The 4,368-nt window shown below is 50.0% G+C and carries 3 protein-coding genes; 1 reads left to right on the top strand and 2 read right to left on the bottom strand.

The window, feature by feature from the left end; all coding sequences use genetic code 11:
- Positions 1-374: 374 nt before the first annotated feature.
- Positions 375-617, top strand: a complete 243-nt coding sequence (locus FHP88_RS19025) for an EF-hand domain-containing protein (protein ID WP_186297799.1) — start codon at positions 375-377, stop codon at positions 615-617.
- Positions 618-734: 117 nt separating this feature from the next.
- Here FHP88_RS19025 and FHP88_RS19020 read toward each other — a convergent pair whose 3' ends face one another.
- On the bottom strand, positions 735-2,990 hold the full coding sequence (locus FHP88_RS19020) for a nitric oxide reductase activation protein NorD (protein WP_144360728.1): 2,256 nt from the start codon (positions 2,988-2,990) through the stop codon (positions 735-737).
- An 8-nt stretch (positions 2,991-2,998) separates the two neighbouring features.
- Complete coding sequence (locus FHP88_RS19015; RefSeq protein ID WP_144360727.1) at positions 2,999-3,805, bottom strand: CbbQ/NirQ/NorQ/GpvN family protein; 807 nt, start codon at positions 3,803-3,805, stop codon at positions 2,999-3,001.
- Between the last annotated feature and the right edge of the window lie 563 nt (positions 3,806-4,368).

The raw sequence follows: 4,368 nt of genomic DNA, 5'->3' as shown, positions 1-4,368 counted from the left end.
GTAACCCACCAACGGTGCCGTCAGGCACACCTTAGATAAACGACTCGTGTTGCTGCGCAACGCTTGGTGGGTTACGCAAAAAACGCTAACCCACCCTACATTTTGGATTAAGTAAGTGCTATTCAGCCCTGTCGCCAATTAGCAACAGCGACAATACTTTACTTTCAATCACTTGCAGAGCATGCCTGTGATTGCTGTTGTCAGCAGACGACAGATCAGGCTTTTGTCACCCGTTAAAAGATATTCAAAATTTACTAACCTTCTGTAATTAAAGTAAAAATAAAAGTTGGCACTGCAATTGCTCTAGTCAGGTTAGCTGATTGCATGAAGCAGTTAGTGTGACTTTTAAACTAATGAAGATTAACGGAGTGACTATGTCAAAAGAGATTCTTGCTGTCCTGCTTGCTGCTATGACTACTGCTGCTGTGATTGCGGCTGAAAATAAATCAGAAGTCGTTTTTGACGCTGACAACAATGGTACCCTGAGCGTGGAAGAGGCCAAGGCAATTCCGGGTCTGTCTGAGCAGTGGGATGAACTGGATGTGAACAAGGACGGTCAGTTAGACCCTGCCGAGTTTTCCAAGTTCGTTGCAGTGGAAACCAAGCCAGCAAACTAATCAAGCCAACCGGCTGACTGCAGGGCAGTACTCCCTCCTGTGGTCATGTAATACAAAAGAGTAAACCCCGACAGGAAAGTATCCCGTCGGGGTTTTCTTTTTTGAAGATAAATGCTTCTAACGTGTCAGTGAAAGGAACAGCTCGGGCAGTTTGGAAGGCAGCTTCTCTACTCGGTCAATGACGCTATACTGTTTGCCGAAGATGTCCGCCACATATTCATCAGCCTTCGGATCTAGATTGATACAGTAGGTATAGATATTGTCACGATCCAACTCCTGCACCGCCTTTCTTGCATCCTCAATCAGCAGCCGATCATCCTCGACATCGATATCAGATGGCTCGCCGTCGGTAAGCACCAGCAGCAGTTTTTTCTCGGCAGTACGTTTGCCCAGGTAGTGACCGGCATGGCGAATGGCGGCTCCCATGCGCGTGGAATAGCCCGCTTCCATGGCGGCAAGGCGTGCCTTCACATCGTCATTCCAGGTTTCACTGTAACCCTTGATGTGTTGATAGCGCACTTCATGGCGAGTATTGGAAGAGAAGCCGGCAATGGCGAACGAGTCGCCCAGTCGGTCAATGGCCCAGGCCAGCAGGGCAACCGCCTCCTGGCTCAGTTGCAGGATACTCTGTTCACAACCTTCAGGTACTTGGTGCAGTGACTCTGAAAGATCTAACAACAACATGACCGCAATATCACGTCCATCATGACGATGGCTCATGTTAATGCGTGGATCAGGATTGGCGCCGCCCTTGAAATCAACCAGCGAGCGAATCGCCACATCCAGATCCAGTTCGCTGCCATCTTCCTGATAGCGTACGCGCACATACTGCTGGGGTTTTAGAAGATCGAGTATTTGTTTTAACCGTTTTGCCAATGCACTGTGTTTGGTCAGCAGATCATCAATCAGTTTGGCATCACCCGGTGGATGCAGTGACTCATACAGACTGACCCAGTCAGGGCGATAAGTCTTGGTGCGATAATCCCATTCAGGATAGTGACGCGGTGGCAGGGCGTTGAGTGGCTCCTGTTCAACCTTCTTGCGTTCTACCTCGTACTGCTCCTCTTCATCACCCTCTTCAATAAACTTCCACAGGTGTCGGTTATCGTCCCGATACTCAACCACCGTATTCTTGAAATAGACATTGGCGGCCTGATCATTCTGTATGCGAGTACGGGCAATGAAAGAGATGGCTGGCTGCACGATGGATTGCGTGGTCGTCTCACCCGATTCCATCAACGCATGAAACTGCGCAACACAGTTCAGAATATCGGGGTTGGTATAAGTGTGATCCGGGTTGAGAATGGCGTAAGAGAGCATCGCCAGTCGATGGCGAATGCAAGACTCTTTCTCGGGATCGCACTCGCCCTCAATCGGCACCGGGTGCAATGATAGCCAAAGTTTGCGCAGACCGGGATACCGTTGTATCGCCAAGTACTCAACGCGTGAATCTTCCAGTAGTTCGATCGCTATGCGCTGAAACGGACTGAAGTTATCGGCAAAAACAAAATGACTCCAGCGACGATGAGCCGCAATGTGTGCCAATACCGCACGGTAGCGATTGATACCGCTAACACCTGATTCCGTATCATCAAATACATCGGGTAGACGAATACCCAACGAATCAAAATAGGGTATTGGTTTACGTAGTTCATCAAAGGCGTGGGAGTAAGGAACCAGATGATCCTTGTCTTCCCAAAGTGCGCGCAGATACAGTTCCAGTTGGCGTTCATGATCGGCGAAGAGGGTGCCGTGTCGTTCCCGTTGCAGAATGGCGCGGCTGTCCGCAGACTGCAGGCTGAAGTAATCTCTTTGCCGATCCGGATGGCTGGAGTAGTTATGTATGCCGTACTCGGTCCAGTTGCGGATGCCTTCCAGCGAAAGTTGGTTCAACAGATAAGGCATCTGCTCCAGATACTCTTTCCCGCCTGGGCTGGGTATGGTGGTGTGAAAGCCGTGGATGGATCCGCTGGTACGTGCCAACATATCCATCAGCATATCGATATAGCTGACCAGTAGCAGCTCACTGCCGAGTCGTCGTGCGGCCTCAGGTAGGGTTTGCAGGAAGGGCAGAATCGTACTGCCATTCGGTGTGCGGGAGAGTTTCCATACGGTTTGGGAAACCAAACCCAAAGCTGATTCACCCAGTCTGGCCGCGACCTGCGGCATCTCCTCCAAGTAAACCAGTACCGGTTCAAAGCCACGGCCAATCATACAGACCAGTGATGCGCCTTCCAGGTAATCTTTTATACCCGCTTCACTTAGACTGGCGGCAGCCTCTTCCATGCAGTCGGCAAACAGTAGATCCAACTGCTGAAAATTGCAGGTCAGTTGCTCCCGATAGATCTGGAGTTTGGCTTCTTCGATGCTCACGGCATGTCTCAGGCGAACAGGGTGTCGATAGCGTGATCCAGCGTGGCGCGGATATCCGCATCATCGGTAATTGGGCGTACCAGCGCCATGCGACAAGCCGCGCGGGGTTTAATGCCCTGTTTGATCAGTTCTGCCCCATAGACCAGCAGTCGGGTAGAGATCCCTTCATCCAGGCCATGCCCTTTCAGGTTGCGGGCCGTATGTCCAATCTTCACCAGCTTGCTGGCGGTCTCTGCATCCGTGCCGGTCTCTTTGCAGATGATCTCGCACTCGATCTTCTCGGGTGCGTAATCAAAATCCAGCGCGGCAAAGCGTTGCTTGGTGGACTGCTTTAGGTCTTTCATCAGACTCTGATAGCCGGGGTTGTAAGAGATTACCAGTTGAAAATCAGGGTGGGCGGAGATTACCTCACCCTTTTTATCCAGTGGCAGGGTACGGCGGTGATCGGTCAACGGATGGATCACAACCGTAGTATCCTGGCGCGCTTCCACCACCTCATCCAGATAACAGATCGCGCCGATACGGGCCGCAATGGTCAGTGGGCCATCCAGCCAACGGGTGCCATCGGCATCCAGCAGATAACGGCCCACCAAGTCAGATGCCGTCATATCCTCATTACAAGCTACCGTAATCAGCGGACGCTTCAGTTTCCACGCCATGTGCTCCACAAAACGTGATTTACCACAGCCAGTCGGCCCTTTGATCATCACCGGCATACGCGCCTGATAGGCCGCCTGGTAGAGGTCAATTTCATCCTCTTGCGCTTGATAAAAAGGCTCGTTTTCAATCAGGTACTGTGCAACATCAGCGGTCATGGTGGCCCCATCACGGTTAAAACAAATGATTAATTAGCAGAGTAGTAGGAAATGGAGGTCAATTGAAATAGTTTTTGTTGATTAGAGTTATATGTATTTGCTTATGATTTATGGAAAAAGCATCATCAATTGGTGATGTTGTTGGAGTAAAATTTCGATAGTGAGCAAAAAGGTCGGCAGACAAGGTAACTGATGTCTTAAATGATCTGGGTGGGATTATAGTTCCATGTCCGTCAGTTCTCTGATAGTTTATGTGTCATCAAGGAGTAACCGCTTGGCTGGATGCTGAAAACCTCATTTCAAAGTCATCATTCCAGCCCGGCAGCAAGCAGAATAGGAATTATAATGCGTAGAACGAACTGCAGTAGTATTCACATAATCGTGCGAGCTTGCTGCATTTCTCACTTATGGCAGCGTAGAAGCCGCATAATCAACTGTTAGCTGTCCGAGTTACCCACGAATAGTAGACACCTTCTATAGTTAGATTTAGGTCTAGCACGGAGATGTCACATGACAAAGCATAGAAAACCAGCCTATACCGAAGAGTTTCGCAGAGAAGCTGT

It is taken from the genome of Sedimenticola selenatireducens (assembly GCF_007625115.1).
GTDB classification, from domain to species: Bacteria; Pseudomonadota; Gammaproteobacteria; order Chromatiales; family Chromatiaceae; genus Sedimenticola; species Sedimenticola selenatireducens_A.
This window is presented reverse-complemented; position numbering and strand designations above follow the sequence as displayed.